Origin of the sequence: Kitasatospora sp. NBC_00374, assembly GCF_041434935.1 — a bacterium.
Taxonomy (GTDB): domain Bacteria; phylum Actinomycetota; class Actinomycetes; order Streptomycetales; family Streptomycetaceae; genus Kitasatospora.
On sequence record NZ_CP107964.1, the window covers coordinates 5,718,572 to 5,743,286 of the forward strand.

The 24,715-nt window shown below is 72.2% G+C and carries 22 protein-coding genes and 1 rRNA gene; 16 read left to right on the plus strand and 7 right to left on the minus strand.

Annotated elements, in window-relative coordinates:
- Positions 1–38: 38 nt before the first annotated feature.
- Positions 39–317, minus strand: a complete 279-nt coding sequence (locus OG871_RS25590) for an HPr family phosphocarrier protein (protein WP_371499645.1) — start codon at positions 315–317, stop codon at positions 39–41.
- Between the two features lie 194 nt (positions 318–511).
- Here OG871_RS25590 and OG871_RS25595 point away from each other — a divergent pair, with 194 nt between their 5' ends.
- The 4 genes from OG871_RS25595 (at position 512) to OG871_RS25610 (ending at position 5,875) form a co-directional block, all read left to right on the plus strand.
- Entirely contained in the window at positions 512–3,298 is a 2,787-nt protein-coding gene (locus tag OG871_RS25595) for a GNAT family N-acetyltransferase (protein WP_371499647.1), read from the plus strand.
- A gap of 96 nt (positions 3,299–3,394) precedes the next feature.
- Entirely contained in the window at positions 3,395–3,985 is a 591-nt protein-coding gene (locus tag OG871_RS25600; protein WP_371499649.1) for a DUF5998 family protein, read from the plus strand.
- Between the two features lie 13 nt (positions 3,986–3,998).
- Positions 3,999–5,162, plus strand: a complete 1,164-nt coding sequence (locus OG871_RS25605; RefSeq protein WP_371499650.1) for an alkaline phosphatase family protein — start codon at positions 3,999–4,001, stop codon at positions 5,160–5,162.
- 35 nt (positions 5,163–5,197) lie between these two features.
- The gene (locus OG871_RS25610; RefSeq protein WP_371499652.1) at positions 5,198–5,875 is read left to right on the plus strand and encodes a thymidine kinase; all 678 of its coding nucleotides are present in this window, start codon (positions 5,198–5,200) and stop codon (positions 5,873–5,875) included.
- On the opposite strand, the gene OG871_RS25615 is transcribed toward OG871_RS25610, so the two are convergent.
- Positions 5,861–6,613 carry a VOC family protein gene (locus OG871_RS25615; RefSeq protein ID WP_371499654.1) on the minus strand — a complete coding sequence of 251 codons (753 nt, stop codon included), beginning with the start codon at positions 6,611–6,613 and terminating at the stop codon, positions 5,861–5,863. The two genes, OG871_RS25610 and OG871_RS25615, sit on opposite strands and share 15 nt — an antisense overlap.
- 133 nt (positions 6,614–6,746) lie before the next feature.
- On the opposite strand from OG871_RS25615, the gene OG871_RS25620 reads away from it, so the two are divergent.
- Positions 6,747–7,595, plus strand: coding sequence for a sulfurtransferase (locus OG871_RS25620; protein ID WP_371499656.1), 849 nt, complete (start codon positions 6,747–6,749; stop codon positions 7,593–7,595).
- Positions 7,596–7,678: 83 nt separating this feature from the next.
- On the opposite strand, the gene sepH is transcribed toward OG871_RS25620, so the two are convergent.
- Positions 7,679–8,767: a septation protein SepH gene (sepH, locus tag OG871_RS25625; protein WP_371499658.1), complete on the minus strand. Its 1,089-nt coding sequence runs from the start codon at positions 8,765–8,767 to the stop codon at positions 7,679–7,681.
- Positions 8,768–9,204: 437 nt separating this feature from the next.
- Between sepH and OG871_RS25630 the strand changes: the two genes are divergently transcribed.
- Positions 9,205–10,020, plus strand: coding sequence for a hypothetical protein (locus OG871_RS25630; protein ID WP_371499660.1), 816 nt, complete (start codon positions 9,205–9,207; stop codon positions 10,018–10,020).
- Between the two features lie 4 nt (positions 10,021–10,024).
- Here OG871_RS25630 and OG871_RS25635 read toward each other — a convergent pair whose 3' ends face one another.
- Positions 10,025–11,341, minus strand: coding sequence for a D-arabinono-1,4-lactone oxidase (locus OG871_RS25635; protein ID WP_371499662.1), 1,317 nt, complete (start codon positions 11,339–11,341; stop codon positions 10,025–10,027).
- A gap of 79 nt (positions 11,342–11,420) precedes the next feature.
- Positions 11,421–12,668, minus strand: coding sequence for an MFS transporter (locus OG871_RS25640; RefSeq protein ID WP_371499664.1), 1,248 nt, complete (start codon positions 12,666–12,668; stop codon positions 11,421–11,423).
- Between the two features lie 138 nt (positions 12,669–12,806).
- On the opposite strand from OG871_RS25640, the gene OG871_RS25645 reads away from it, so the two are divergent.
- On the plus strand, positions 12,807–13,943 hold the full coding sequence (locus OG871_RS25645; RefSeq protein WP_371499666.1) for a ferrochelatase: 1,137 nt from the start codon (positions 12,807–12,809) through the stop codon (positions 13,941–13,943).
- Between the two features lie 57 nt (positions 13,944–14,000).
- Complete coding sequence (locus OG871_RS25650) at positions 14,001–14,807, plus strand: inositol monophosphatase family protein (protein WP_371499667.1); 807 nt, start codon at positions 14,001–14,003, stop codon at positions 14,805–14,807.
- A gap of 185 nt (positions 14,808–14,992) precedes the next feature.
- On the opposite strand, the gene OG871_RS25655 is transcribed toward OG871_RS25650, so the two are convergent.
- Positions 14,993–15,178 (minus strand): hypothetical protein, encoded by a 186-nt coding sequence (locus OG871_RS25655; RefSeq protein WP_371499669.1) that lies wholly within the window; start codon positions 15,176–15,178, stop codon positions 14,993–14,995.
- A gap of 541 nt (positions 15,179–15,719) precedes the next feature.
- Between OG871_RS25655 and OG871_RS25660 the strand changes: the two genes are divergently transcribed.
- From OG871_RS25660 to OG871_RS25675, 4 genes are all read left to right on the plus strand, one after another.
- The gene (locus OG871_RS25660; RefSeq protein WP_371499671.1) at positions 15,720–16,373 is read left to right on the plus strand and encodes a response regulator transcription factor; all 654 of its coding nucleotides are present in this window, start codon (positions 15,720–15,722) and stop codon (positions 16,371–16,373) included.
- Positions 16,374–16,423: 50 nt separating this feature from the next.
- A complete protein-coding gene (locus OG871_RS25665; protein WP_371499672.1) occupies positions 16,424–17,737 on the plus strand; it encodes a sensor histidine kinase in 1,314 nt (437 codons plus the stop codon).
- A 282-nt stretch (positions 17,738–18,019) separates the two neighbouring features.
- Positions 18,020–18,994, plus strand: a complete 975-nt coding sequence (locus OG871_RS25670; RefSeq protein WP_371499674.1) for an acyl-ACP desaturase — start codon at positions 18,020–18,022, stop codon at positions 18,992–18,994.
- 491 nt (positions 18,995–19,485) lie between these two features.
- Positions 19,486–19,785, plus strand: coding sequence for a DUF4193 domain-containing protein (locus OG871_RS25675; protein ID WP_033817777.1), 300 nt, complete (start codon positions 19,486–19,488; stop codon positions 19,783–19,785).
- Positions 19,786–20,013: 228 nt separating this feature from the next.
- Here OG871_RS25675 and OG871_RS25680 read toward each other — a convergent pair whose 3' ends face one another.
- Complete coding sequence (locus OG871_RS25680) at positions 20,014–20,508, minus strand: DUF3093 domain-containing protein (protein ID WP_371499676.1); 495 nt, start codon at positions 20,506–20,508, stop codon at positions 20,014–20,016.
- 167 nt (positions 20,509–20,675) lie between these two features.
- Here OG871_RS25680 and OG871_RS25685 point away from each other — a divergent pair, with 167 nt between their 5' ends.
- The 4 genes from OG871_RS25685 to OG871_RS25700 all read left to right on the plus strand — a co-directional run bounded on the left by OG871_RS25685 (position 20,676) and on the right by OG871_RS25700 (position 24,635).
- On the plus strand, positions 20,676–21,290 hold the full coding sequence (locus OG871_RS25685; protein WP_371503420.1) for a PaaI family thioesterase: 615 nt from the start codon (positions 20,676–20,678) through the stop codon (positions 21,288–21,290).
- A complete protein-coding gene (gene dut, locus OG871_RS25690; RefSeq protein ID WP_371499678.1) occupies positions 21,287–21,754 on the plus strand; it encodes a dUTP diphosphatase in 468 nt (155 codons plus the stop codon). Before OG871_RS25685 ends, dut begins: the two co-directional genes overlap by 4 nt.
- Positions 21,755–21,832: 78 nt before the next feature.
- On the plus strand, positions 21,833–22,633 hold the full coding sequence (locus tag OG871_RS25695; protein WP_371499680.1) for a DUF3710 domain-containing protein: 801 nt from the start codon (positions 21,833–21,835) through the stop codon (positions 22,631–22,633).
- 478 nt (positions 22,634–23,111) lie between these two features.
- Positions 23,112–24,635: ribosomal RNA gene (locus OG871_RS25700) — 16S ribosomal RNA — on the plus strand.
- Positions 24,636–24,715: the final 80 nt, after the last annotated feature.

The window sequence follows — 24,715 nt, forward strand, 5'->3', positions numbered from 1 at the left end:
GCCCCGCGGTCGGCGGGGCACCCCTTCGTGGTGCCGGGTCAGGCGGCGGGGAGTTCGTCGAGGCCTTCCTGGACGAGCTTGGCGACGCGGTCCAGGGCCTGGTCGGCGCCGTCGGCGTCGGAGGCGAGGACGACGGTGTCGCCGCCCTCGGCGCCGAGGCCGAGCAGGCCGAGCATGGAGGCGGCGTTGACGGGGTTGCCGCCTTCCTTCGCGATGGTGATCGGCAGGCCGGTGGAGGTCACGGCGCGGACGAAGACGGAGGCGGGACGGGCGTGCAGGCCCTCGGGCCAACCGATGGTGACGCGGCGCTCGGCCATGTGACGTGCCTTTCAGGTGGTGCTGGTAAAGCCATGTTGTCTAGACCAGTGTTGCATGGCGGTCGCCTCCGCGCGCCGCCCGGTGCACGGTTCGGAACCGGTCGGCGGCCGATTCGTGACCAGCGGCCCGGCCCCACCCTGCCGCGCGCGCATGCCCGGCGCCATCCGGCCCGGGGCCGGATAACCTGACGATCGTGGACGACTCCGCGGCCCGCCCCCCGCACCGGGGCGACGAGCACAGCTACCCCCGGCACTGGGAGGCCGACGTGCTGCTGCGCGACGGCCGGACGGCCCGGATCCGGCCGATCACCGAGGCCGACGCGCGGCGCCTGGTGGAGTTCTACGAGCAGGTCTCCGACCAGTCCAAGTACTTCCGCTTCTTCGCGCCGTACCCCCGGCTGTCCGACAAGGACGTCCGGCGCTTCACCCACCACGACTACATCAACCGGGTCGGCCTCGCCGTGGTGGTCCGTGACCGCTTCATCGCCACCGTGCGCTACGACCGGATCGACGCCGACGGCCGCCCCTCCACCACCGGCACCGACGCCGAGGTGGCCTTCCTGGTGCAGGACGCCCACCAGGGCCGGGGCGTCGCCTCCGCGCTGCTGGAGCACATCGCGGCGGTCGCCCAGGAGCGCGGCATCCGCCGCTTCACCGCGGAGGTGCTCCCCGAGAACCGCAAGATGGTGAAGGTCTTCACCGACGCCGGCTACACCCAGCGCCGCAGCATCGCCGACGGCGTGGTGCACCTGGAGTTCGACCTGGAGCCCACCGCGGCCTCGCTCGCCGTGATGCGGGCCCGCGAGCACCGCGCCGAGGCCCGCTCGGTGCAGCGGCTGCTCACCCCGCGCTCGGTCGCGGTGGTCGGGGTCTCCCGCAACCCGCACGCGGTGGGCCGGGCGGTGCTGCGCGACCTGGCGGGCTTCCGGGGCCCGGTGTACGCGGTGAACCGGAACGCACCGGCCGGGACGGAACTGGACGGCGTGGCCACCCACCGCTCGGTCCTCGAGATCGGCGGGCCGATCGACCTCGCGGTGATCGTCGTCCCGGAGCCCGGTGTGCCCGCCGCCGTCGCCGAGTGCGGCGCCCACGGTGTGCAGGGGCTGGTGGTGGTCACCGCCGGGTACGCCGAGACCGGGCCGGAGGGCCGGGACCGGCAGCGCGCCCTGGTCCGGCAGGCCCGGGCCGCGGGGATGCGGGTGGTCGGCCCGAACGCGTTCGGCCTGATCAACACCGACCCCGAGTGCCCGCTGAACGCCTCGCTGGCGCCGGTGCTGCCCGCGCGAGGGCCGTTCGGCCTGTTCTGCCAGTCGGGCGCGATCGGGGTGGCGCTCCTGGAGGCCGCGCACCGCCGCGGGCTCGGGGTCTCCTCCTTCGCCTCGGTCGGCAACCGGGCCGACGTCTCCGGCAACGACTGGCTGCAGTACTGGGAGGAGGACGAGGCGACCGAGGTCCTGCTGCTGTACCTGGAGTCCTTCGGCAACCCGCGCAAGTTCACCCGGATCGCCCGCCGGCTGGCCGCCGCCAAGCCGGTGGTGGTGCTCAAGGGCGCCCGGCACACCGGCAGCCTGCCGCCCGGCCACGCCGTGCAGCCGGCCGCCGGCCGGCTACGCGACGCCACCGTGGACGCCCTGTTCCAGCAGGCCGGGGTGGTCCGGGTGGACACCATCACCGAGCTGTTCGACACCGGCGAGCTGCTCGCCGGGCAGCCGCTGCCGGCCGGCGACCGGGTGGCGGTGGTCGGCAACTCCGACTCGCTCGGCCTGCTCACCCACGACGCCTGCCTGAGCGCCGGGCTGCGCCCGCGCACCCCGGTCGACCTCACCACCGCCGCCACCGGCGAGAACTTCCGGATCGCCCTGCACACCGCGCTGCGCGACCCGGGCGTGGACGCGGTGATCGCGGTCGCCATCCCGCCGATCGGGGTGCAGGGCGCCGGGCCCGACCAGGAGCTCAGCACCGACGACCCGGAGATCGCCGGGGCGCTGCTGGACGCCGCCGCGCTCGGCCGCGAGGTGGGCAAGCCGCTGCTGCTCACCCACCTCGCGCTGACCGGTCTCACCGAGCGGCTGCGGCCCGGCCGGATCCCCGCCTACCCGGCGCCCGAGCGGGCGGTGCACGCCCTCGCGGACGCCGTCCGGTACGCCGACTGGCGCCGCCGTACCGCCGAGGCGGAGCAGACCGCCCGGGTGCCCGAACTGGACGGGATCGACGAGGCCGGCGCCCGGGCGCTGGTGGAGGCCGCGCTGGAGACCCGGGCGGCGGTGGCCGCCCGCACCCAGCCGGGCGGCGCCCGGGTCACCCTCCCCGAGGCCGACACGGTGCGCCTGCTCGGGTCCTACGGCATCGAGGTCAGCCCGACCGTCCCGGCACCGGACGAGCGGAGCGCGGTGCGCGCCGCGGCCGAGCTCGGCTACCCGGTCGCGCTGAAGGCCACCGCCGACCACCTGCGCCACCGTGCCGACCTGGGCAGCGTCCGGCTGGACCTGACCGGTGAGGCGGAGCTGCGCCGGGCGCACCGGGAGCTGGACGCGCTGCTCGGCGGGGCGGAGCGGGCCCGGCTGGTGGTGCAGCGGCTCGCTCCGCGCGGGGTGGACACGGTGATCGGGGCCACGGTCGACCCGGCGGTCGGCGCGATCCTCTCCTTCGGGCTGGCCGGCGCGCCGTCGGAACTGCTGGGTGATCTGGCCCACCGGTTGGTGCCGGCCACCGACCGGGACGCGGCGGAGCTGATCCGGGAGGTCCGGGCCGCGCCGCTGCTGTTCGGCTGGCGCGGCGCGGCGCCGGTGGACACGGGGGCGTTGGAGGAACTGCTGCTGAGGGTGTCCCGGCTGGTCGACGACCTGCCGGAGGTGGCCTCGGTCGACCTCGAACCGGTGGTGGTGGCCCCGCGCGGGCTGGCCGTGCTGGGCGCGCAGGTGCGGATCGCGCCCCTGCCGGTCCGCAGCGATCTGGGGCCACGTGCCATGAGCACCCTGTAACCTTTCGTGGTTGCGCCCCTTCGACGGGGCGTGGAAGGCCCGGAAGCTCGGCGCAGTGCCGCCCGCTTCGTCGGCGGGACATGCCAGGATGGAGTTATGGCCAAGACCGGTACCACCACCACGCAGGACCTGCGGTCCGCGATCGAGCGCAGCGGCTACTACCCGGCGCTGGTGTCCGAGGCGGTCGAGTCCGCGGTGGGCCCTGAGCCGATCACCTCCTACCTGGTGCACCAGGAGACGACCTTCGACGCCAACGAGGTGCGCCGGCACGTCACCGTGCTGGTGCTGACCTCGTCCCGGTTCGTGGTCAGCCACACCGACGAGCAGAACGGCGACGCGGGCAACCCGGTGCCGTACGCGACCACCTCCACCGAGACGGTCCGGCTGGACCGGATCAACTCCGTGGTGGTCAGCCGCATGGTCGCGAACCCCGAGACGTACACGCCCGGCACGCTGCCGCGCGAGGTCGTGCTGACCATCGGCTGGGGTGCGGTGCAGCGCCTCGACCTGGAGCCGGCCGGGTGCTCGGACCCGAACTGCGAGGCGGACCACGGCTACACCGGTTCCGCGACCGCGGACGACCTGTCGCTGCGGGTCAGCGAGGCGGGGGACGGCCCGGAGACGGTCGCCCAGGCGCTGGTGTTCGCGCGCGCGCTGTCCGAGGCGACCGTCAGCACCCGGGGCTGAGGTCCGTCACCGAATGCCGCACCTCGACTACGACGCGTTCGAGATCCTCGACCCCGCCGACGCACCCGTGCCCGCCTACGGGAGCGGGTCGCTGGCCGACCTGCTGCCGGCCGTGGCGGTCGGGCTCGGGCTGCCCGGTTTCCACAGCGGACTGGTGCTGGAGCCCGCCGACCGGGTCTGTGTGTTCCTGGTCGACGGGATGGGCTGGGAGCTGATCCGGCGCCACCCGGAGTACGCCCCGTTCCTGACCTCCCTGATGGCCGGCGCCAATCCGATCACCGCGGGCTTCCCGTCCACCACGGCGACCTCGCTGGCCTCGGTCGGCACGGGCACGCCGCCGGGGCTGCACGGGCTGGCCGGCTACACGGTGGCCGTGCCGGGCACCGGGTACCTGATGAACCAGCTGCGCTGGCAGCCCCCGGTGGACCCGGGCAGCTGGCAGCCGTACCCGACCGTCTTCGAGCAGGTCCACCGGGCCGGGGTGGCGACCAGTCAGGTCTCCTCGCCGCTGTTCGCGCAGACCCCGCTGACCCGGGTGGCGCTGTCCGGCGGCTCCTTCCTCGGCCGGACCACCGGCGAGGAGCGGATGGACGAGGCGGCCCGCTGGCTGGCCGACCACGACCGGGCGCTGGTCTACACCTACGTGAGCGAGCTGGACGGTGCGGGGCACCGCTTCGGGGTGGACTCGGACGAGTGGCGGATGATGCTGAACACGGTCGACCGGCTGGCGCGCCGGCTGGCCGAGCAGCTGCCGCCGCGTTCCGCGCTGTACATCACCGCCGACCACGGCATGATCGACATCGCCCCCGAGGACCGGGTCGACTTCGACGAGGACTGGGAGCTGAGCGCCGGGGTGGCCCTGCTCGGCGGCGAGGGCCGGGCCCGGCACGTGTACGCGGTGCCCGGGGCGGCCAACGACGTGTTCACGGTCTGGAGCGAGGTCCTCGGCGACCGGATGTGGGTCGCCAGCCGCGACCGGGCGATAGCCGAGGGCTGGTTCGGCCCGGTGGTGGACGACCGGGTGTACCACCGGATCGGTGACGTGGTGGCCGCCGCCCGGGACGACATCGCGGTGATCGCCTCCCGCAAGGAGCCGGGCGAGTCCTCGATGATCGGCCTGCACGGCTCGATGACCCCGGTCGAGCAACTGGTGCCATTGCTCGAAGTCCGCGCCTGACCCGGCAACCTCACTGAAAGGCCCACGCTCCACCCATGGCTGAACTGGTGTTCTTCTCGGGCACGATGGACTGCGGCAAGTCGACGCTCGCGCTGCAGATGGACCACAACCACGCGGCGCGCGGGCGCAAGGGCATCATCTTCACCCGCCACGACCGGGCCGGTGCGGCGACCATCTCCAGCCGCCTCGGACTGCGGACCGAGGCGGTCGAGGTGACCGACGACTTCGACTTCCAGTCGCACGTCGTCCACCTGCTCTCCGCCGGCGGCAAGGTGGACTACCTGATCTGCGACGAGGCCCAGTTCTTCTCCACCGAGCAGATCGACCAGCTGGCCCGGGTGGTCGACGAACTCGGCATCGACGTCTACACCTTCGGCATCACCACCGACTTCCGGACCAGGCTCTTCCCCGGCTCCCAGCGGCTGATCGAGCTCGCCGACCGGGTCGAGGTGCTCCAGGTCGAGGCCCTGTGCTGGTGCGGAGCCCGCGCCACCCACAACGCCCGGACCGTCGGCGGCGTGATGGTGGTCGAGGGGGCGCAGGTGGTGGTCGGCGACGTCGCCGTGAACGAGGACGAGATCGGCTACGAGGTGCTCTGCCGCCGCCACCACCGCCGGCGCCTCACCGCCGCGACCTCCCGGGCCGCGGTGCTCTCCCCGGACGTGCTGCCCTTCGAGGAGCAGAGCCGCTGGGGACCGTCAGACAGGGCCTGACCCCGTCCGGGCCGGACCGGCCACCGCGAACCGCCCGCCCTGCGGGTCGGCCAGCCAGGCCACCCGTCCGTCGGGGGTGTCGTACGGTCCCGCCCGCAGGACTCCGCCCAGGGCGAGCGCCCGGTGGACCGTCAGGTCCGTGTCCGCCACCGCGAAGTGCACCCGCCAGCGCGACGGCCCGCCGGGCCGGGCGGCGCGGTACCGGATCCCGGTCGCCACGGACCGTCCCAGCACCGCCCGGTAGAACGCCGTCGCGCTCTCCTCGTCGCCGGTGACCAGCTCGTTCCAGGTGGGTGCGCCGGGCCGGCCCGCCGCCTGCCGTCCGGGTTCGCCGGCCACCTCCCGGCCGAGGTGTCCGGCCGCCTCCCGGATGCCGAAGACCGCACCCGACAGGTCCGCGGCGATCGCCGTCCGCCCGGTCCGGTCCGTCGTGAGCGGGCCGACCGCCACCGTGCCGCCGCACTCCCGGATCCGCTGGGCTGCCCGGTCGGCGCTGTCCACCGTGAAGTAGGTGGTCCATCCGGCCGGGTGGGCCGTGCCGGGCGGGACGACCCCCAGAGCGGCGACCTCCGTGCCGTTCAGGGCCGCCCGGACGAAGTCGCCGAGCCGGGTCGGCCCGGGCTCGAACTCCCAGCCCAGCAGGGAGCCGTAGAACGCCTTGGCGCCGTCCGGGTCGCCGGTCGTCAGGCTCACCCAGCAGGGTGTGCCCTGAGCGAGCCGCACCTGCACCGCCGTCATCGGGTCTCCTCACCGGGTGGCCGACGTGTCCAGGCCGCATCGTCGCACCCCGGCCCGTCCCGAGCCCCGCGACCGACCGCGAGGCCGGGCAAAGACCGTACAAAGAGCTGAGCCGTCGGGCGACAATGGCGGCATGACGGCTACTCCCGACCCGCTGATCCAGACCGCCGAGCTGCACGCCGCACTCGGCTCAGCCACCCCGCCGGTCCTGCTGGACGTCCGCTGGCAGCTGGGCGGCCCGCCCGGCGCCGAGGAGTACGCGGCCGGCCACCTGCCCGGCGCGCACTACCTCGACCTGGACGCCGAGTTGGCCGCCCCGCCCGGTGCGGCCGGCCGGCATCCGCTGCCCGACCCCGAGGTGTTCGGCGTGGCGCTGCGGCGGGCCGGGGTGCGGGCCGGGCGTGCGGTGGTCGTCTACGACGCGGGCCCGGCCACCTCCGCGGCCCGGGCCTGGTGGCTGCTGCGCTGGGCCGGCCACCAGGACGTCCGGGTGCTGGACGGCGGACTGGCCGCCTGGCGGGCGGCCGGTCTGCCCGAGAGCACCGACCTTCCGGTGGACGGGGGCGGCGACTTCGCGCCGGTGCCCGGTCAGCTGCCGACCCTGGACGCGGCCGGCGCGGCCGAGCTGGCCCGCGCCGGGCTGCTGCTGGACGCCCGGGCGGGGGAGCGCTACCGCGGTGAGGTCGAGCCGATCGACCCGCGTGCCGGGCACATCCCCGGTGCGGTCTCCGCGCCGACCACCGAGAACCTGTCGGCCGACGGCCGCTTCCGCCCGGCTGCCGAACTGGCGGCCCGTTTCGGCGCGCTGGGCGTCGAGGGCCGCAGGGTGGGCGTCTACTGCGGCTCCGGGGTCACGGCCGCACACGAACTGCTGGCTCTGGCGATCGCCGGCCGGGACGGTGCGGCGCTCTACCCCGGTTCCTGGAGCGAGTGGTCGGGCGACCCCCGCAACCCGGCGGCGACCGGAGCCCTGCCGGGCTGACGCTCCGGGGTACGACGAAACGGGCGGCCGCGCCCTCCGGGGAGGGAGCGGCCGCCCGTTCGCGGCCTCGGTGCTGCTTCGTCTCAGTCCTGCTTCTTGCGCCGGCTGCCGAAGACGATCTCGTCCCAGCTGGGCACGGTGGCCCGCCGGCCCGGACGGACGCCGTCCGCCTCGGCCTGACGGTCCGTCGTACCGACCAGCCTGTCCCGGTGCGGGGCGACCGAACGGGGCATCAGGATGTCCGCGTACGCCGAACCGGCGCCGATGCTGGCCGCGGGCGCGGCCGGCTCCTCCGCGACCTCGGGCTCCTCGGCCACGGCGGGCTCGGGAGCCGGACCGATCGCGAGATCGCCGCGGAAGGCGGGCACCACGTCCAGCAGGCTGGTCAGCGAGTCCCGTGCTTCGGCGGTCGCCTCCCTGGGCTCGCGCGCCTCCCGGACCTCGCGGACCTCCCGGGACGACATGATCCGGTCGGCCGATGGCCGCTCGATCATCGGCCGGGACGGCCGGTCCTGGGGGAGCCGGGCGATCCGCGGGATGAACGGGAAGACCGAGTCCTCCTCGCGATCGACGTTCTCGCCGATCAGCGCGCGGGCCTCGTCGTCGTTCGGCTGCACCAGCCGGCGCGGCGGGTCGTACGTCCAGCTGGCGCTGCGGCCCTCGCCGTCGGAGCGGTACGCGAGGATGACCTCCCACGTGCCGTCGTCCCGACGCCAGGAGTCCCACCGCTCGGTGTCCTTCTCGGCGCCGCGCAGCGCGAGCCGCTCGGCCACGGCCTCGCCGAGCTGCGGACCGGTCGACTCGCCGTGCCGGCGGATCGCGGTCTTGCGGGCCCGCTCGGCCATGAAGGCGCGCTCGGCCAGCACCGGACCCTCGAACCGGCGGACCCGGTCGACGGAGATGCCGGCGGCCTGGGCGACCTCCTCGGCGGAGGCACCGGCTCGTATCCGCGCCTGGATGTCACGGGGGCGGAGGTGGCTCTCGACCTCGATCTCGATCTGGCCGAGCCGAGGCCGGTCACCCCGGACGGCGGCGCGCAGCCGCTCGTCGATCGGGAGGGTGTACTCCGTGCTGTCGGCAGCCTTGAGCACCAGCCGTGTGCCGTCGTTGCTGACGGCCACGACGCGCAGTTCGGGCACGGTTACCTCCCGGGTGGTGCCTGCCGACGTCACCTGCGTCGCTGCTCCCGTACTGAGTGTGGCCTGCCCGCTGGCGAGTGGCCACAACCTTGCAGAGTTACCCGGCGTGTCGGGCTTTCGCCCGGGCGCGCCGCTGTGGCACGGTTGCCTGTTTGCCACGTCGCCGGTCGACGTTGCGCCCGGGCGTTCCGATCGTCTTCCGACGGTCAGCCGATTGATCGACCGAAGGCTCAGGCTCCACGAACAGTACTCCATTCGTGGCATCGACAGGGGCGGCTCGCCGCTCAAGTCTCCCGCGAATCACCGGAATCTCAAGAGCCCGCACTCCAATGGCAGACCCTCGATCACTCGGTGGTGATCATCTTCACATATATCGACTTCAGGGAGTCGGATTTTCGCCCTATGTGTCCTTGTCTGTGCAAGATGGGCTGACTTGTTCGAAATCGCGACGCGCTGACCGAGGGATGTCGATGCCGCAGCAGAGGGAGCGGTTCGCGCCGCAGGCAGGGGCCGCGGCCGCGGGCGGGAAGAGCGGGCAGGGCCGCGGGCGGCTGGACCTGAGTGTGGCCCAGGTCGCCGCCAGCGCCCTGGCCACCGTGGCCGGCGCGGTCCTCGCCTCCGAGCTCGGGGTGTACGGCACGATCATCGGCGCCGCCGTGGTGAGTGTCGGGGCCACCGTCGGCAGCGCGTTCTTCCAGCACCTCTTCCGGCGGACCGGCGAGCAGCTGCGCGGCGCGGTGGACCGCGGGCCGGGCGCCACCGTCAACGGGCTGCGCCAGGTGCCGGCCCCGGACGCCGTACCGGTGGCGACCGGGGAGTGGAACGAGCCGCGGCTGGTCCGGGCCCGCCGTCGGTGGACCTGGCGCACGTACGCGGCGGTGTCCGCGCTGGTCTTCGGCCTGGCGATGGTGCCGATCCTGGCGGTCGAGGTGGTGGCGGGCGAGCCGGTGAGCAGCCTGACCGGCGGGGACTCGCGGACCGGGACCTCGCTCAACCCCGGCCGTGGCGAACCGGTGCGGCAGCCGCCCGCCGAGGGCTCCACCGGCGGCTCCGGCCCGGCGGCCGTGCCGTCCGGGCCTGGGAGCGTCCCGCCGGGCGGGGGCGCCGGCCCCTTGGGCAGTCCGTCGGTCGGGCCGTCCGGGTCGCCGGGCGGGACGCCGTCGGGGAGCCCGTCGGGCGCTTCGCCGAGCGGTACTCCGTCGAACGGCGCGGCGGCGAGTCCGCCGGGCCCCTCCGGCGAGCCGTCGGCGTCGGCCGCGGCCCCGAGCGGTTCGCCGTCCCCCTGACGGATCAGGCGCCGAGCACCCGGCGCAGGTAGTCGTTGGTGAACAGCCGGCCCGGGTCGACCTTGTCGCGCAGCGCCGTGAAGTCGCCGAAGTGCGGGTAGACCGACGCGAGGTACTCGGCGTCCCGGGTGTGCAGCTTGCCCCAGTGCGGGCGGCCCCGGTGAGCGGTCATCAGCTTCTCCACCTCGGTGAAGTAGCCCTGCTCGGGGCTGCCGCGGTAGAGGTGGACGGCGATGTAGACGCTGTCGCGCCCGTTGGCGGTGGAGAGCCAGAGGTCGTCGGCGGGCGCGGTGCGCACCTCCACGGGGAAGCTGATCCGCCAGTTCGAGCGCTCCACCAGGGCCTTGAGCTCGCGCAGCACGGTGTCGGCCGCCTCGCGCGGGACGGCGTACTCCATCTCGGTGAAGCGCACCTTGCGGGGGCTGGTGAACACCTTGTGCGCGGTGTCGGTGAAGGTGCGTTCCGACCAGGCGCGGCTGGCGAGCTGAGCGATCGTCGGGATGGCGGCGGGGAAGCGGCGGCCGACCCGGCAGGCGCCCTCCCAGACGGTGTTGGAGAGGAAGTCGTCGTCCAGCCAGGCCTTGAACCCGGGCAGCGGGGCGGCCGGGCCCTGGCTGCGGTTGTTGCGCTTGGTGCTGCACCGGTCGGTGTGCGGGAACCAGTAGAACTCGAAGTGCTCGTTGACGGCGGTCAGGTCGTCGAAGCGCTCCAGCACCTCGTCGAAGAGCATCGGCTGCTCGTGGGCGGTGAGCAGGAAGGCGGGCTCGACACCGAGGGTGAGGGCGCTGATCACGCCGAGCGCGCCGAGGCCGAGCCGGGCGCCCTGGAAGAGCTCCGCGTTCTTGGTCGGCGAGCAGTGCTGGACGGAGCCGTCGGCGAGCACGATCTCCACGGCCCTGATCTGTGCGGCCAGCGAGCCGGAGTCGCGGCCGGTGCCGTGGGTGCCGGTGCTGGTGGCGCCGGCCACGGTCTGGACCTCGATGTCGCCCATGTTGGCGAGTGCGAGGCCGGCCGTGGCCAGCAGCCGGTTGAGCCGGTGCAGCGGGAGACCGGACTCGACCGTGACGGTGCCCGCCTCGTGGTCGATGTCACGGACGGCGGTGAGCCCGTCCGGTCGGACCAGCACCCCGTCCCCGGCGGCGGCGACCGCGGTGAAGGAGTGGCCCGAGCCGACCGCCTTGACCGTGCGGCCTTCCGCGGCGGCCCGGCGGACCACCTCGCCGAGCTCCTGCGCACTGGCCGGGGAGACCACCCGGCTGGGCCGGGCGCTCTGGTTGCCGGCCCAGTTGCGCCAGCCGGCGGTGGCGGTGCTCTGGGGCATGCGGAGGCCTCCTGCTCACGGACTACCAGTGGGTAGTGTGAGCGTAGTCACTCGCTCCCCACGGGTAAATGGGCCCGGTTCAGCCGTGCAGGGAGGTCTCGGCCGGCTCCGGCTCGACGGTGTCCAGGCCCCCGCGCAGCCGGGCCATGCCGGCCAGGGCCACCAGGACGCCGAAGCCGCCGGCGGCCACCGGCACCCAGTAGCCGGCCGCGGCGCCGGCCGCGTCCACCACCCAGCCCGCGGCGGAGGAACCGAGTGCCACGCCGGTGGCGAGGCCGGTGGTGGTCCAGGTCATCCCCTCGGTCAGCTGCGCGGCCGGGACCAGCCGTTCTACCAGGGCCATCGCGGTGATCAGGGTGGGGGAGATGGACAGCCCGGCGAGGAACAGCGCGGCGCCGATGCCGACCAGTCCGGCCGTTCCGCGCACGCTCTCGGCCACCACCAGCAGCGGCACCATGCTGGCCGCCATCACCGCGACCCCGGCCAGGAAGCGGGCCGGCATCGACCCCTTCAGCCGGAGCGTCCCGAAGACCACCCCGGCCAGGCAGGAGCCCAGCGCGTAGACCGCGAGCACCAGGCTGGACGCGGAGGTGTGCCCCTGGGCCTCGGCGAAGGCCACGGTCACCACCTCGACCGAACCGAAGATCGCACCGGTGGCCACGAAGGTCAGCACCAGCACCTGCAGGCCGGCCGAGGTGATCGCCGAGCCCGCGCTGTGGTGGGCGTGCGGGTGCACCGGCGGCTCGGTGCGGCGCTGCGCGGTGAACAGCAGCACACCGACGCCCAGGAAGACTCCGGCCAGCAGGACGCCGGCCTCCGGGAACACCGAGGTCGCGAGCCCGATCGACAGGATCGGGCCGACGATGAAGCAGATCTCGTCCACCACGGCCTCGAGCGAGTACGCGGTGTGCAGCTTGGGCGGTTCCGCGCTGTACAGGTTCGCCCAGCGGGCCCGGACCATCGAGCCGGTGCTGGGCATCACCCCCATCCCGGCCGCGCACACGAAGAGCGTCCAGGCCGGTGCGTCGAACCGGGCGCAGAGCAGCAGCGCCACCGCCGCGACCAGGGTGAGCCCGGTCGCGGGCAGGGCCACCCGGCGCTGCCCGTAGCGGTCCACCAGCCGCGAGACCTGCGGGCCGAGCACCGCCGCCGCCAGCGCCAGCACGGCCGAGACCGCGCCGGCCAGGCCGTACGAGCCGCGCAGCTGGGCGAGCATCGTGACGATGCCGATGCCCGTCATGGAGATCGGCAGTCGGGCGACGAAGCCGCTGGAGGAGAAGGCCAGGCTGCCCGGGGCGGCGAAGATCTGGCGGTAACTGGACAGCACGGGGGCTCCGCTGAGGGGTGGGGGTAAGGAACACGGCTCTAAAAGACAGCTTACGAACTTCGGCAACGGATATTTCCCGGACGGCCCCGCGAGCGGCCTGCCGCCGTCCGCGCACCGACGGGTGGGAGGATCGGTGCCATGTCCGACTCGCCCACCGTCACCGACCACGCGCCGTACGACGCGCTGCTGCTCCTCTCCTTCGGCGGCCCCGAGGCCCCCGAGGACGTGGTGCCGTTCCTGGAGAACGTCACCCGCGGCCGAGGCATCCCCAAGGAGCGCCTGGCCGAGGTCGGCAAGCACTACTTCCTGTTCGGCGGCGTCAGCCCGATCAACGAGCAGAACCGCGAACTGCTCGCCGCGCTCCGCAAGGACTTCGCCGAGCACGGACTCGATCTCCCGGTCTACTGGGGCAACCGGAACTGGGCCCCGTACCTGGTCGACACCCTGCGCGAGCTGGCCGCCGACGGCCACCGCCGGGTGCTCACGCTGGCCACCAGCGCCTACGCGGGCTACTCGGGCTGCCGCCAGTACCGGGAGAACCTGGCCGACGCGCTGGCGCAGCTGGCCGCCGAGGGCCTGCCCGAGCTGCGGGTCGACAAGCTGCGGCACTTCTACAACCACCCCGGCTTCGTCGGCCCGATGGCCGACGCCGCGCTGGCCGCGCTGGCCGCGCTGCCGGCCGAGGTCCGCGACCGCGCCCACCTCGCCTTCACCACGCACTCCATCCCGGACGCGATGGCCGAGAGCTCCGGCGCCCCCGACGACCCGGCCCGCGGCAGGCCCGGCGGCGCCTATGTGGCCCAGCACCTGGAGGTCGCCCGGCTGGTGGCCGACGCGGTGGCCGGGGCGACCGGGGTGGCGCCGCGCCCGTGGGAGCTGGTCTTCCAGAGCCGTAGCGGCGCACCGCACGTCCCGTGGCTGGAGCCGGACATCTGCGACCACCTGGAGGCCCTGCACGAGGCCGGCGCGGCGGCCGTCGTGATGGTGCCGATCGGGTTCGTCTCCGACCACATGGAGGTCAAGTACGACCTCGACACCGAGGCCACGGCCAGGGCCGCCGAGCTCGGCCTGCCGGTGGCCCGAGCGGCCACGGTCGGGGCCGATCCCAGGTTCACCGCGGCCGTCCGGGAGCTGGTGCTGGAGCGCGCGGCCGTGGAACGTGGAGCGCGGGTGGAGCGCTGCGCCCTCGGTGCGCTCGGCGCGAGCCACGACGTGTGCGCCGTCGCCTGCTGCCCCAACCCGCGCGCACCCCGGCCCGCGGCCGCCCAGCTCTGACCGTCGGCCCAGGCCCGCGGCCCGTTCCGTCCGACCAGGTCCTCAGGAGGAATCAGCGTGTCACCCAGCCCCGCCCTGCTCGCCGAACTGCTGGAGCTGGCCAAGGAGGCCGCGATCCGGGCCGGCGCCCTGCTGCGGGACGGCCGCCCGGCCGACCTCGGTGTCGCCGCGACCAAGAGCAGCCCGGTCGACGTGGTCACCGAGATGGACCTCGCCTCCGAGAAGCTGATCCTGGAGCTGATCGGCGAGCGCCGGCCCACCGACGGCTACCTCGGCGAGGAGGGCGCGGACCGGCCCGGCACCAGCGGTGTGCGCTGGGTCGTCGACCCGCTCGACGGCACCGTGAACTACCTGTACGGCCTGCCCAACTGGGCGGTCAGTGTGGCCGCGGAGCTGGACGGCCGGGCGGTGGTCGGCGTGGTCTACGTGCCGGCCCGGGGCGAGCTGTTCCACGCGGTGCTCGGCGGCGGGGCGTTCCTGGACGGCCGGTCGGTCTCCTGCCGCCCGGCGCCGCCCTGGGGGCAGGCCCTGGTCAGCACGGGCTTCAACTACGTGCAGTCGGTCCGGGTCCGGCAGGCCGAGGTGCTGCTCCACCTGATGCCGGAGTTCCGCGACATCCGGCGCGGCGGCGCGGCGGCGGTCGACCTGTGCGACCTGGCCGCGGGCCGGGTCGACGGGTACTTCGAGCGCGGCCTCGCGCCGTGGGACCGGGCGGCCGGCGTATTGATCGCCCGGGAGGCGGGCGCGCTGGCCGGTGGCCGGCCCGGGCAGGAGCCCGGCGGCGACCTCACGGTGGCGGCCCCGCCCGGCCTGTTCGAGCAGTTGCAGGGACGGTTGGACGAGATCGGCGCCTGGCGCGACTGAGCGCCTGCCCGACCGCGCGGCATAAGGCATGCGGCATAAGGCATGCGGCATAAGGCATGCGGCATAAGGAAGGGCCCTGGCACAGTGGCTGTGCCAGGGCTCGCGTTTCGTGGGCTGTCCCCTGGTGCGCGGGGCGGAGTGCGGTGCTGTGGTGGTAACGCTGCTGGTGCGGCTACCGGGCTGAGTCAGGCGGCAGTGCGGTGCATCTCGTGCACCGCATCGACTCCGTGCTCGGCGGCCAGTCTGCGCAGGTCCTCCAGCTCGGACTGCTCGACCTCGGCCAGGAACTCGTCCCCGGACTCGAGTGCGCGGTGGAGATCCTGCTCCGCATTCCTTATGCGCTGCAGGATTCCGTCGGTGAAGGCGTCCATACGGGCCCCCTTGCTGTGTCGGACGGGCACGGTCCACATGTTCCCCGGCCGACGGGATCAAGATCGACGGAAGCGCCTGGTCCGGTGGGTATCCCCGGTCGGGCGCGGGTGCCGGACTGTGGCGGCTACCGTGACACTGATCCCCTGGCCGGTGCGGATGAACACGCGGCGGGTGGGTGCGACCCGCGCAATGGCGGCATCGCGGGTGTGAGCTTGTCCTCCCCACCCCCTCGCCCGGGAAACCTCCCCGGCCGAGAAAGTTGCCCGCGTCACAGTCCAATCGGAGCCGTCGGCGCCGGATCCCGCTGCCGACGGGGCTCGACGGACCCCGACCTGGCCCCCTGCCGGCCGCTCCCACCCGGTCCTACCGGGTCTTACCGCGGCTTTAGCCGGGAACCAGGCAGGATGGGCAGCACCGTCGGAGTCGTCCGCCAATCCCGAGGCCGCGCGCGGCCCCGCGGCCCGTCGACCCCGCGCCCGGCGCACAACGGCCCGCACGGGCAGGCACGGTGGGGCCGCACCAGCAGAAGGGACCACCACCGTGCGGGTACTCGTCGTGGAGGACGAGCAACTCCTCGCCGAAGCCGTCGCGACCGGCCTGCGCCGCGAGGCGATGGCGGTCGACGTCGTCTACGACGGAGAGGCGGCGCTCCAGCGCATCGCCGTCAACGACTACGACGTGGTCGTCCTGGACCGCGACCTCCCCCTGGTACACGGCGACGACGTCTGCCGGCGCGTGGTCGAGCAGGGCCTGGCCACCCGCGTGATCATGCTGACCGCCTCCGGCGACATCAGCGACCGGGTGGAGGGCCTGGAGATCGGCGCCGACGACTACCTTCCCAAGCCGTTCGCCTTCAGCGAACTCGTCGCCCGGGTACGGGCCCTGGGCCGACGCGCCACGGTCCCGCTGCCGCCGGTCCTGGAGCGGGCCGGCATCAGCGTCGACCCCGGCCGCCGGGAGGTGCTCCGCGAGGGCCGCACCGTCCAGCTCGCCCCCAAGGAGTTCGCCGTCCTGGAGGTCCTGATGCGGGCCGGCGGCGCCGTCGTCTCGGCCGAGCAACTGCTGGAGAAGGCCTGGGACGAGCACACCGACCCGTTCACCAACGTCGTCCGGGTCACCGTCATGACGCTGCGCCGCAAGCTCGGCGACCCGCCGGTCATCGTCACGGTGCCCGGTTCCGGCTACCGGATCTGAGCCACCCGGCCCCGCCCACCCCCTCACCCGCAGCACCCGAGAGGACCACCATGAACACCCCGCCTCCCGCCGGCGGGGCCCCCGGCACGCCCACCGGCGGCCCGGGCCCGATTCCGCCGCGCCCGGTCCGCCCCCCGGAGGCCGCCGACCCGTCCGAGCACCGGCGGGAGACCCCGGCCTACCGTCCGGGCGACGGCCTGTTCGCCTGGCTGGCCCTGCGGCCGACCATCCGGATCCGGCTCACCCTGCTCTACGGCGGCATGTTCCTGATGGCCGGCGTGGTGCTGCTGCTGCTGATGTACTACTTCGTCCGGCAGTCCTTCCAGGACGCCTCGCTGCCCGACTTCAAGCTGGAACCCGGCGTCGCCATCCGGCTCCCCGACGGCAGTCTCGTCTCCGCGAACGACTTCAACCGCCAGCTCCACGTCTTCCAGGCCAACGAGGCCGACCGGGCGCTCAACACCCTGCTCCGCAAGGCCCTGACCGCGCTGGTCTGCCTCGCCGTGATCGCCTTCGCCGCCGGCTACGCGATGGCCGGCCGGGTGCTGCGCCCGCTCGGCCGGATCACCCGCACCGCCCGCGAGGTGGCCGGCTCCGACCTGCACCGGCGGATCCAGCTCGACGGTCCCGACGACGAGCTCAAGGAGCTCGCCGACACCTTCGACGACATGCTCCAGCGCCTCGACCGCGCCTTCGACTCCCAGCGCCGCTTCGTCGCCAACGCCTCGCACGAACTGAGAACGCCGCTCGCGATCAACCGCACGCTGCTGGAGGTCCAGCTCTCCGACCCGGCGTCCTCACCCGATCTCCAACAGCTCGGCAAGACCCTGCTGGCCACCAACGAACGCAGTGAGCAACTGGTCGAGGGCCTGCTGCTGCTCGCCCGCAGCGACAACGAGCTCACCGACCGCCGCCCCGTCGAGCTCTCCGAGGTCGCCCAGCGCGCCCTGGAGCAGATCCGGCCCGAGGCCGTCAGCCGCGAGGTCGTGCTGCGCTCGGACCTGGAACCGGTCACCGTCTCCGGCAACGGCGTCCTGCTGGAGCGGATCGCGCTCAACCTGCTGCAGAACGCCGTCCGCTACAACCTCGCCGACGGCTGGGTGGAGATCTCCACCGTCGCCGCGCCGGACGGCGGGGGCGAGCTGGTGGTCGCCAACACCGGCCCGGTGGTGCCGGGGTACGAGCTGGAACACATCTTCGAGCCCTTCCGGCGGGTCAAGGGGGCCGACCGGACCAGGAGCGACAAGGGTGTGGGCCTCGGCCTGTCCATCGTCCGATCCGTCGTCCGGGCCCACGGAGGCGCCATCGAGGCCTCCTCCCGACCCGGAGGCGGTCTCACCATCCGGGTCCGCATTCCAGGCTGACCACGGGGCCCGCAAGCCCCTCGCCGACCCGCCCGGCCGCCCGATCGGCGGCCCACCAGCACCGCAGTCCCCGGTCCGTGCGCGGACCGTCCAAGCCGCCCCTGCCCGCCGTGTCGGATTGACATAAGGCCTGGCAGGGGCGGCTTGTCTTTTCGCGCCGGGACAACTTACGGTGTCGTAACCTACGCAGCCGTAAGTGAGTCGATCCTGACCGGCTCCGCCGGCGTCCGCGCCGGCCGGAACGACCGGCCGCCACCCTCGTCCGCCCCCGGGAGAACCGTCGTGACCATCGCCCCCGTGCAGCGCACCACCACGTCCGCCTGGACCGACGCACGGCTGATCCTCGCTCTCGAAGAGGTCGTCGAGACCGAGCTCAACCGGCACCTCAACGTCGCCAAGGAGTGGATGCCGCACGAGTTCGTGCCGTGGAGCCAGGGGCGGGACTTCGACGGCGTGCTCGGCGGCGAGGCCTGGTCGCTCGATCAGTCCAACGTCACCCCGCTGGCACGGGTCTCGCTGGTGGTCAACCTGCTGACCGAGGACAACCTCCCCAGCTACCACCACGAGATCGCCACCATGTTCGGCCGCGAGGGCGCCTGGGGGACCTGGGTGCACCGCTGGACGGCCGAGGAGGGCCGCCACGGCATAGCCATTCGCGACTACCTGCTCGCCACCCGGGCGGTCGACCCGGTGGAGCTGGAGCGGGCGCGGATGGCGCACATGGGCGAGGGCTTCACGTCCGACAACTCGCACAGCATGCTGCACTCGGTCGCCTACGTGGCGTTCCAGGAACTGGCCACCCGGATCGCCCACCGCAACACCGGGCACCACTCCGGCGACCCGCTCTGCGACCAGCTGCTCGCGAAGATCGCCAACGACGAGAACCTGCACATGGTCTTCTACCGGAACCTGCTGCGGGCCGCCCTGGAGATGGCGCCGGACCAGGCCATGCGGGCCATCGCCGACGTGGTGATCAACTTCCGGATGCCCGGACACGGCATGCCCGGCTTCGAGCGCTCCGCCGCCCAGATCGCCATCGGCGGCGTCTACAACCTGCGCATCCACCACGACGACGTCCTGCAGCCCGTACTGCGCCACCTGAAGGTCATGGAGATCGGCGGCCTGGGCGCCGAGGGACTGCAGGCCCAGCAGGAGCTGGGGCTGTTCCTGGACGGGCTGAACGCCCAGGCCACCAAGTTCGACGAGCGTCAGGCCGCGCTGCTCGCCCGTCGCGCCGCCAACGCCGCGAAGCGCTGACCGACCGCCCCGCCCGAGCCCTGCGAAACGGGTCCGGGCGGGGATCCGAAGCCGCTCCGAATGTCTGGGTTTCGGCGAGAAAATCCCCGGTGTGTCGCAACTCACACCGGGGCTTTCGGTGCGGCCGGGTGATCTCGCAGGGTGATTACTCGTTCGAGTGAAGCGGTGGCTCAGTGTTACCGTCCCGACCGCGCGGGGATTTGTCGACCTGTCGTCAATAACCGTCGGTTGCAGGCCAGTTGGAGATCATCTCCCGCTCCGACAGCTACCAAGGGTGACAGTCGGGGTGGGGTGGGGCGGCGGATCCGATGCCACACGGTGACGCCGTCCGGAACCTGTTCGATCACCCCAACGGGCCCGGTCTTGGGTGTCGATTGAGTAACAGGGCTTGAAGTAAGGCACAATCTCGGCCTCGGGTCGGGCACAAGACCGACCCCCCAAGCGTTACGTGCGCTGGAGATACCGCACACACCCAGAGGGGGAGAGCGAAAATGGCAACGGACTACGACACCCCGCGCAAGACCGATGACGACCTCAACGAGGACAGCATCGAGGAGCTCAAGGCGCGGCGGAACGAGAAGGCGACCAGCACGGTCGACATCGACGAGTTCGACGCGGCCGAGGGTCTGGAGCTTCCGGGCGCCGACCTCTCGAACGAGGAGCTCTCCGTCCGGGTGCTTCCGCGCCAGGCCGACGAGTTCACCTGCATGAGCTGCTTCCTTGTGCACCACCGCAGCCAGCTGTACAGCGAGAAGAACGGCCAGCCGATCTGCCGGGACTGCGGCGCCTGAGCGCGACGCGGCCATGGCCCGGGCAGACCCCCCACGGTCCGCCCGGTACGCCGCCCCGACCGGCCCTGGACCGCAGGGCCGGAGGCAGCACCAGCCGCCGCCAGGAGCGGTGGCACCCGGTAGGCACGTCCTGCCGAGACCGGCGCACCACCGGAGAACGGGACGGTCCCGCAGCGATGCGGAGCCGTCCCTCCTCCATGTCCGGGCCCGTCCGCGGCCGGCCGGCGGCTAGCGGTCCGCCTCGCTGCGGTCCGCGTCGCCGCGGTCCGGGGTGCCCTGGTCCGTGCGGTCCCGGGCCGCGTCGAGCGCCTCCGCCAGCCGCTGCGGCGAACGGGTCGACAGATAGAGGTACGGCGTCGGGTCGGCCGGGTCGCAGACCTCGACCCGCAGGGCCGTCGGCACGTAGCTGCGCAGCAGCATGAAGGCGCGCGGGTCGGCCTTGACCGACCTCCAGGCGAGGGCCTCGGCACGGTCCAGCGGCTGCGCCGCACCGAGGGCGGTCACCGGGATCCGCGCCTGTCCGGCCACCAGCGAGCCCTGCACCACGCGGATCCGGGCGGAGCCGTAGCTGCTGACCGCGGCCGCCGTCGCGACGATGCCGACCACCAGTCCGGCCAGGGCGCCCACGGCGCTGAACCGGAGCAGGATCAGTGCGAGCGAGAGTCCGGCCGCGACCGGGAGCAGCCACCAGGAGCGCGGGACGGTGAGGCGTTCGTCGTACATGTCTCCATTGTGTGCGCCCGGCCGCCCGGCCCGGGACGCCACCCCCGGGCCGACCGTCCTCCGCGCAGGCCCCGCGACTGTGACACAACTGGTGTAACACTCCCTCCCCAACGCTTGCTACTGGCAGGTAGGGTCGCGCTGTGACCGGACCAATCGCCTCGCCGCCCATGCCGCGGGACGCGGAGAAGCCCAAGGCGGGCCCCGCGTTCCTCACCCCGACCACCCCGCCCGCGGACGCCGTCCTCCCGGAGCGCGCCCCCGGGGCGCCCGCGCCCGGCGCCCTGCTCGGCTCGCACTACGACCACTGCTTCGGCTGCGGGCCGCAGCACCCGGCGGGCCTGCGGCTCGTCCCGGTGGCAGGTGAGGGCCTCGACGTCACGGCGGAGTTCACGGTCGGCGCCGGACACCAGGGCGGCCCGGGGCTCGCGCACGGCGGGCTGCTGATGACCGCCCTGGACGAGACCGTCGGAACGCTGAACTGGCTGCTGAACGCTCCCGCCGTGACGGGCCGGCTGGAGACGGACTTCGTCCGTCCCGTCCCCGTCGACTCGGTGCTGCACATCCACGCCTGGGTGACCGGCGTGCACGGTCGGAAGGTCTACAGCGCGGCCGAGGGACGTATCGGAGGCCCCGACGGGCCGGTCGCCGTGCGAGCCCAGGCGCTCTTCATCCAGGTGAAGCTGGAACACTTCACCACGCACGGTCGTCCGGAGGACATCAAGAAGGCCCTGGACGACCCCGACCTGTTCAAGCGCGCCCGAGCCTTCGAGGTGAACCCGTGAGCACCACCCAGCGTCCGCCGGTGGACATCCTGATCAACCGGATCGACCCGGACCTGCCGCTGCCCTCCTACGAGCACCCCGGTGACGCCGGTGCCGACCTTCGCACCACGGTCGACGCGGAGCTCGGCCCGGGCGAGCGCGCGGTGCTGCCCACCGGTGTCGCCATTGCGCTACCGGACGGTTACGCGGCGTTCGTCCACCCGCGGTCGGGACTGGCAGCTCGTTGCGGCGTTGCACTGGTGAACGCCCCAGGGACGGTCGATGCCGGGTACCGTGGTGAGATCAAGGTGATCGTCGTCAATCTGGACCCGCGCGAGGGGGTCAGCTTCCGCCGAGGGGACCGCATCGCCCAGCTGGTGATCCAGCAGGTCGAGAAAGCGCGGTTCCACGAGGTGGCCGAGCTGCCGGGGTCGGTACGTGCCGCGGGTGGGTTCGGGTCGACCGGTGGCCACGCCGCGGTCTAGCATGCCCGCGGTCTCGCAGTAGCCGAGCAGGTATTCGCTTCGGACCTGGATCCGTCCGGGCCGGGAAGGACAGTGACCGTGTTCCGTCGTCGCCACAAGAGCGAGGACGCTGTCGAGCAGCTCGCCGAGGACGCCAACAGCGCCGACGAGACGGCCGATGACGTCGAGGACTTCGCCGAGAGCGAGAACGACGCCGAGCAGGACCCGGCCGACCGGGTCGGTCTGCCGCCGGCGCCCCGTCCGGACGGTCCCTGGGACGTCTCCGAACTGGAGAACCCCGAAGAGGGCCGCGTCGACCTGGGTGGCCTGCTGGTCCCCGGGGTCGAAGGAATGGAACTCCGGGTGGAGGTGGCCGGAGACGCGATCGTCGCCGCCACGCTCGTGCTCGGTAACAGTGCGATCCAGCTGCAGGCCTTCGCCGCGCCCAAGTCCGAGGGCATCTGGGGCGAGGTTCGCGAGGAGATCGCCAACGGCATCACCGCCCAGGGCGGCCTCATCGAGGAGGAGGAGGGCGCCCTGGGCTGGCACCTCCGCGCCCAGGTCCCCGTACAGCTGCCGGACGGCACCCAGGGTGTCCAGCTGGTTCGCTTCGTGGGCTGCGACGGACCGCGGTGGTTCCTGCGCGGTGTGATCTCCGGCCAGGCCGCGGTGCAGCCGGAGATGGCCGGCATTCTGGAGCAGGTCTTCCAGCAGACGGTCGTCGTCCGCGGTGAGACCCCGATGGCGCCGCGCGACCCGATCGTGCTCAAGCTCCCCGAGGACGCCCAGATGGTCGCCGACGGCGGCCCGGGCACCGGTGGGGAGGAGGGCGGAAGCCGCTACGGGAGCGCCCCCCTCGACCCCTTCGCCCGCGGCCCGGAGATCACCGAGGTCCGCTGAGCAACAGCCCTGTCGCCCCCGCCGGCCCGACCGGCGGGGGCGATTTGCTCGGGAGGGCCCGAGCCCCGTACAGTTCCGGAGTCGCACCGCGAGGGGCGGCCGAAGCAAATCAGATGAATGACACTCCGGAAATCGGAGCGGAAAGCCTCTGATAAGCTGAGAAACGAAAGACCGGCGAGTCGGGTGAATGAAACTCCGGAAAACGGAGCGGAAAACATCTGGTAAGCTGGGAAACACGAACGAAGCGCCCGGAGGGCCCGCTGGAAGGCGGTCCGAAGGAAGTGTCCGTTCCTTGAGAACTCAACAGCGTGCCAAAAGTCAACGCCAGATATGTTGACATCCCCGGCCGGTCCTTTCTGGAGCGGTTGGAGATTCCTTTAGTAACAAAACACTAGCGAGGACGCAGTGCGCGGGGCCGCCCTATTCCGGTGGTTGCCGTGCCGCTCAACGCGAGTGGTTACCGGATGACCGGTAGACATTCACGGAGAGTTTGATCCTGGCTCAGGACGAACGCTGGCGGCGTGCTTAACACATGCAAGTCGAACGGTGAAGCCCTTCGGGGTGGATCAGTGGCGAACGGGTGAGTAACACGTGGGAAATCTGCCCTGCACTCTGGGACAAGCCTTGGAAACGAGGTCTAATACCGGATATGACCTGTCCTCGCATGGGGGTGGGTGTAAAGCTCCGGCGGTGCAGGATGATCCCGCGGCCTATCAGCTTGTTGGTGGGGTAATGGCCTACCAAGGCGACGACGGGTAGCCGGCCTGAGAGGGCGACCGGCCACACTGGGACTGAGACACGGCCCAGACTCCTACGGGAGGCAGCAGTGGGGAATATTGCACAATGGGCGAAAGCCTGATGCAGCGACGCCGCGTGAGGGATGACGGCCTTCGGGTTGTAAACCTCTTTCAGCAGGGAAGAAGCGCAAGTGACGGTACCTGCAGAAGAAGCACCGGCTAACTACGTGCCAGCAGCCGCGGTAATACGTAGGGTGCGAGCGTTGTCCGGAATTATTGGGCGTAAAGAGCTCGTAGGCGGCCTGTCGCGTCGGATGTGAAAGCCCGGGGCTTAACCCCGGGTCTGCATTCGATACGGGCAGGCTAGAGTGTGGTAGGGGAGATCGGAATTCCTGGTGTAGCGGTGAAATGCGCAGATATCAGGAGGAACACCGGTGGCGAAGGCGGATCTCTGGGCCATTACTGACGCTGAGGAGCGAAAGCGTGGGGAGCGAACAGGATTAGATACCCTGGTAGTCCACGCCGTAAACGTTGGGAACTAGGTGTTGGCGACATTCCACGTCGTCGGTGCCGCAGCTAACGCATTAAGTTCCCCGCCTGGGGAGTACGGCCGCAAGGCTAAAACTCAAAGGAATTGACGGGGGCCCGCACAAGCAGCGGAGCATGTGGCTTAATTCGACGCAACGCGAAGAACCTTACCAAGGCTTGACATATACCGGAAAGCTGCAGAGATGTAGCCCCCCTTGTGGTCGGTATACAGGTGGTGCATGGTTGTCGTCAGCTCGTGTCGTGAGATGTTGGGTTAAGTCCCGCAACGAGCGCAACCCTTGTTCTGTGTTGCCAGCATGCCTTTCGGGGTGATGGGGACTCACAGGAGACTGCCGGGGTCAACTCGGAGGAAGGTGGGGACGACGTCAAATCATCATGCCCCTTATGTCTTGGGCTGCACACGTGCTACAATGGTCGGTACAAAGGGCTGCGATGCCGCGAGGCGGAGCGAATCCCAAAAAGCCGGCCTCAGTTCGGATTGGGGTCTGCAACTCGACCCCATGAAGTTGGAGTTGCTAGTAATCGCAGATCAGCATGCTGCGGTGAATACGTTCCCGGGCCTTGTACACACCGCCCGTCACGTCACGAAAGTCGGTAACACCCGAAGCCGGTGGCCTAACCCGTAAGGGGAGGAGCCGTCGAAGGTGGGACCAGCGATTGGGACGAAGTCGTAACAAGGTAGCCGTACCGGAAGGTGCGGCTGGATCACCTCCTTTCTAAGGAGCACATAGCAGCTTCGGACGAATGTTCCGGAGTGCTCGCTCATGGGTGGAACGTTGACTATTCGGCACACACG

Coding starts and splice junctions, on each gene's coding strand:
- OG871_RS25620 (WP_371499656.1), top strand. CDS start 6,747: ATGACGGCTACTCCCGACCCGCTGATCCAGACCGCCGAGCTGCACGCC.
- OG871_RS25665 (WP_371499672.1), top strand. CDS start 16,424: ATGAACACCCCGCCTCCCGCCGGCGGGGCCCCCGGCACGCCCACCGGC.
- OG871_RS25590 (WP_371499645.1), bottom strand. CDS start 317: ATGGCCGAGCGCCGCGTCACCATCGGTTGGCCCGAGGGCCTGCACGCC.
- OG871_RS25610 (WP_371499652.1), top strand. CDS start 5,198: ATGGCTGAACTGGTGTTCTTCTCGGGCACGATGGACTGCGGCAAGTCG.
- OG871_RS25605 (WP_371499650.1), top strand. CDS start 3,999: ATGCCGCACCTCGACTACGACGCGTTCGAGATCCTCGACCCCGCCGAC.
- OG871_RS25655 (WP_371499669.1), bottom strand. CDS start 15,178: ATGGACGCCTTCACCGACGGAATCCTGCAGCGCATAAGGAATGCGGAG.
- OG871_RS25615 (WP_371499654.1), bottom strand. CDS start 6,613: ATGACGGCGGTGCAGGTGCGGCTCGCTCAGGGCACACCCTGCTGGGTG.
- OG871_RS25600 (WP_371499649.1), top strand. CDS start 3,395: ATGGCCAAGACCGGTACCACCACCACGCAGGACCTGCGGTCCGCGATC.
- OG871_RS25630 (WP_371499660.1), top strand. CDS start 9,205: ATGCCGCAGCAGAGGGAGCGGTTCGCGCCGCAGGCAGGGGCCGCGGCC.
- OG871_RS25675 (WP_033817777.1), top strand. CDS start 19,486: ATGGCAACGGACTACGACACCCCGCGCAAGACCGATGACGACCTCAAC.
- OG871_RS25680 (WP_371499676.1), bottom strand. CDS start 20,508: ATGTACGACGAACGCCTCACCGTCCCGCGCTCCTGGTGGCTGCTCCCG.
- OG871_RS25685 (WP_371503420.1), top strand. CDS start 20,676: ATGCCGCGGGACGCGGAGAAGCCCAAGGCGGGCCCCGCGTTCCTCACC.
- OG871_RS25635 (WP_371499662.1), bottom strand. CDS start 11,341: ATGCCCCAGAGCACCGCCACCGCCGGCTGGCGCAACTGGGCCGGCAAC.
- OG871_RS25645 (WP_371499666.1), top strand. CDS start 12,807: ATGTCCGACTCGCCCACCGTCACCGACCACGCGCCGTACGACGCGCTG.